General features: G+C 71.5%; 3 protein-coding genes. All 3 read right to left on the bottom strand.

Annotation, left to right across the window (positions count from 1 at the left end; all coding sequences use genetic code 11):
• Window positions 1-56: 56 nt before the first annotated feature.
• On the bottom strand, window positions 57-2,198 hold the full coding sequence (glgB, locus tag FPZ41_RS45390; protein WP_152870640.1) for a 1,4-alpha-glucan branching enzyme: 2,142 nt from the start codon (window positions 2,196-2,198) through the stop codon (window positions 57-59).
• A gap of 181 nt (window positions 2,199-2,379) precedes the next feature.
• Window positions 2,380-3,744, bottom strand: coding sequence for a maltokinase N-terminal cap-like domain-containing protein (locus FPZ41_RS45385; protein WP_152870638.1), 1,365 nt, complete (start codon window positions 3,742-3,744; stop codon window positions 2,380-2,382).
• A 26-nt stretch (window positions 3,745-3,770) separates the two neighbouring features.
• On the bottom strand, window positions 3,771-3,934 hold a 164-nt coding region (locus FPZ41_RS45380), incomplete at its 5' end, for an alpha-glucosidase C-terminal domain-containing protein (RefSeq protein WP_194236453.1).

The following is a 3,934-nucleotide window of genomic DNA, read 5'->3' as shown; positions in this document are numbered from 1 at the left end:
GGCGGAGCCCCTGGGGATGGGACGGGTAGGGGCGGCGGGGGCGAGAACATCGCCCCCTACACCGGCCGCAACCACACCGTAGCCAGCGGCGGCACCGTCAGCCGCACACACGAACCGTCGGCACCGACGCGCACCGGACCGGGACCGAGCGCACCACTGCCCCCATAACGCGCGGCATCCGTGTTGAGCACCTCCTCCCAGGCCGGGAACCCCTCGGGCACCCGGAGCCCGTAGTCGTGCCGCACCACGGGCGAGAAGTTCGACACCGCGAGCAACGGCGCCCCGTCCGCCGCGAACCGCAGAAACGCGAACACGTTGTCCTCGGCGGCATCCACAACCACCCACCGAAACCCGCCGGGGTCGCTGTCCCGTTCCCACAGGGCCGGTGCCTCGCGGTAGACGGAGTTGAGGTCGCGGACCAGGTCCCGTACGCCCCGGTGGTCCGCCTCCGCCCCGTACGCCGGGTCCAGCAGCCACCAGTCCGGGCCGTGTCCTTCCGACCACTCCGCTCCCTGGGCGAACTCCTGGCCCATGAAGAGCAGTTGCTTGCCGGGGTGGGCCCACATGAAGCCGAGGTAGGCGCGGTGGTTGGCGCGCTGCTGCCACCAGTCGCCCGGCATCTTGGAGACCAGGGCCTGCTTGCCGTGGACGACCTCGTCGTGGGAGATCGGGAGGACGTAGTTCTCGCTGTAGGCATACACCATCGAGAACGTCATCTCGTTGTGGTGGTACCTGCGGTGCACGGGGTCCTTGGACATGTAGCCGAGCGAGTCGTGCATCCAGCCCATGTTCCACTTCAGCCCGAACCCCAGACCACCCCGGTCGGTGGGCGACGTCACCCCGCCCCAGTCGGTTGACTCCTCCGCGATCGTCACCACACCCGGCACCCGCCGGTACAGCGTGGCGTTCATCTCCTGCAGGAACCGCACCGCGTCTAGGTCCTCCCGCCCACCGTGCTCGTTCGGCGTCCACTGCCCGGGCTCGCGCGAGTAGTCCAGGTAGAGCATTGAGGCGACCGCGTCCACGCGCAGCCCGTCGATATGGAACTCCTCGCACCAGTACACCGCGTTGGCCACCAGGAAGTTCCGCACCTCCCGGCGCCCGAGGTCGAACTCGAACGTTCCCCAGTCCGGGTGTTCCGCGCGGCGGGTGTCGCCGGGCTCGTACAGCGGGTAGCCGTCGAACCGGGCCAGCGCCCAGTCGTCCCGCGGGAAGTGCGCCGGCACCCAGTCCATGATCACGCCGATGCCGGCCTGGTGGAGCCGGTCGACGAGGTGCTTGAAGTCGTCGGGGGTGCCGAGCCGGGCCGTGGGCGCGTAGTAGCCGGTGACCTGGTAGCCCCACGAGCCGCCGAACGGGTGCTCGGCGACCGGCATCAGCTCCACGTGCGTGAAGCCCAGGTCCTTCACATACGCGGGCAGTTGCTCCGCCAGCTCCCGGTACGTCAGGCCGGGCCGCCAGGAGGGCAGATGGACCTCGTACACCGAGAACGGCGCCTCGTGGGCCGGGCGGTCGGCCCGGTGCGTCATCCACTCCCCGTCGCTCCACTCGTGATGGGACGCCGTCACGACGGACGCCGTCGCCGGCGGCACCTCGGTACACCGGGCCATCGGGTCGGACTTGAGGAACCGGGCGCCGTACCGTGTCGTGATCTCGAACTTGTACCGCCGGCCCTCGCCGATCCCGGGCAGGAACAGTTCCCACACCCCGGACGAGCCGAGTGACCGCATCGGGAACGCCGTGCCGTCCCAGTACGTGAAGTCCCCGGCGACCCTGACCCCCTGCGCGTTCGGCGCCCACACCGTGAAGCGGGTGCCCGTCACGCCCTGGTGCACCATCGGCTCCGTGCCCAGCGCCCTCCACAGCTCCTCGTGCCGCCCCTCGCCGATGAGGTGCAGGTCGAACTCGCCGAGCGCGGGCAGGAAGCGGTACGGGTCGTGGACCTCGTACTCGGCGTCGTCGTACGACACCAGCAGCGTGTACTCCGGGACCGTGTCCAGCGGCAGGACGGCGGAGAACAGGCCGTCACCCTCGCTGTGGAGCGGCGTGTGACACCCGTCGACCACGACGCTCACCTTGTGCGCGAACGGGCGCAGGGCCCGGAACGTCACGCCGTCGGGGCCGGGATGCGCACCGAGCAGCGCGTGCGGGTCGTGGTGCGATCCCGACAGCAGACGTGCCCGGTCGGCCTCGTCCAAGGGAGCGGCTTCGGCCGGTCCCCGGCTGCCGGGGTCGGACCGGCCGGTGGACCCCCGGCGGTTGGAGGAGCCGTGCCTGCCGGCCGCCCTGCGGCGGTCGGGGCTCGGCCTTCCGGCCGGCCGCAGGGCTTCGGCCGGTTGGGCGTGCGGGGAGCGGGAGGGATCACGCAGGGCCACGACGTCAGCCTCCTCGGGCGGCGAGCCGACGGATCGCTGCCATCGGTACAGGGAGCCAGCTGGGACGGTTCCGGGCCTCGTAGACGACCTCGTACACCGCTCTGTCGGTTTCGTAGGCGCGCAACAGCTGGGGCTCGGCCCGCGGGTCCCAGCCCGCCCCGTCCGCGTAGCCCGCGCAGTAGGCCTCGCGGCAGCGTTCCGCCCACTCGGGATGCCACGGCCGCCGTGTGCGGGCCGCGTAGTCGAAGGAGCGCAGCATCCCGGCGACGTCGCGCACCGGTGACTGGACGCTGCGGCGTTCGGCGAGCGGGCGGGACGGTTCGCCCTCGAAGTCGATGACGAACCACTCACGGTCCGCCCGCAGCACCTGCCCGAGGTGCAGATCGCCGTGGATCCGCTGCACGGTGCGTCCGGCACCGCACGCGCCGAACGTGTCGAAGGCGGTCCGCAGCCCGGGAACGTACGGCTGGAGGGCGGGCACACAGTGGGCGGCCTCGGCCAGCCGCTCGGCCATCGCGGCCGCGAGGGGCCCGTTCTCGCTCCGGGTGTCGGTGGGGAAGGAGGTCGCCAGCGCCAGGTGCACCTCGGCCATGGCCTGCCCCAACTCGTACGACTCCGCCGTGAAGTCCCGGCCCTCGGAGAGTGCGCGCAGCGCCAGGGCCCAGCCGTCGGACGCGCCGGGCAGGAACGGCTGGAGCACGCCGAGGGTGGCGTCCGGCCGTGTGGTGCGGATCCACGCCACGGGTGCGGGGACACGGGCGCAGCCCTGCCGGGCCAGCGCCCATGGCACCTCCAGATCCGGGTTGATGCCGGGCTGGATGCGGCGGAACACCTTCAGGATGAACGCGTCGCCGTAGACGATCGAGGAGTTGGACTGCTCCGCGTCCAGCAGACGCGGAGCGAGCGCGGCAGGCAGGGGCACCGACGGGTCCCTCTCGAAGGCCAGCGGACCCGCCGTCCCCGGGTGCCGCAGCCGCTCCAGGAGCAGCGCCGCCGAGCGCGGGTCGTGGAACGCGTCGTACACGGCCAGACCCGTCAGCGGGCCGTCCTGCGCCCGTCCGATAAAGGCACCGGCGAGCCGGGGCGGCAGGTACTCCCGTACGCCCAGCAGCAGTTGGTAGCAGTCACCGGAGGGGGAGGTGTCACCCGGTGCGCGCGGCCCGGCGTGCTCGGCGTGGACGAGCAGATGCAGACAGCCCGGATACAGCTCCGTCATCGACAGCAGCGTCACATCGGTGACCGGCCGGTCCTTCCCCGCGAACCAGCGCTGCCGGGGCAGCCACTCCCGCAGCAACCCGCTGAGCGAAGCCATCGGGTGGAGACGGTCGGGGCCCCTCGGGAGGAGCGAAACGGTCTCGGTCTTCGCCATGATGACGCGTCCTTTCGCGAGCTCGCTCAAACTTCTTGGCGGGCGCGGGGAGCGACTCGGGAGAGCCGGAACCAGTAGAAGCCGTGGCCTGCGAGGGTGAGGAGGTAGGGGAGTTCTCCGATGGCGGGGAAGCGGACTCCTCCGATGAGTTCGACGGGGTGGCGGCCGGTGTAGGTGCTGAGGTCGAGTT

The sequence above is a fragment of the Streptomyces acidicola genome (genome assembly GCF_009377235.1).
GTDB lineage: Bacteria > Actinomycetota > Actinomycetes > Streptomycetales > Streptomycetaceae > Streptomyces > Streptomyces acidicola.
Note: the sequence above shows the minus strand (reverse complement) of the source record. Positions and strands in the feature narration are given on the sequence as shown.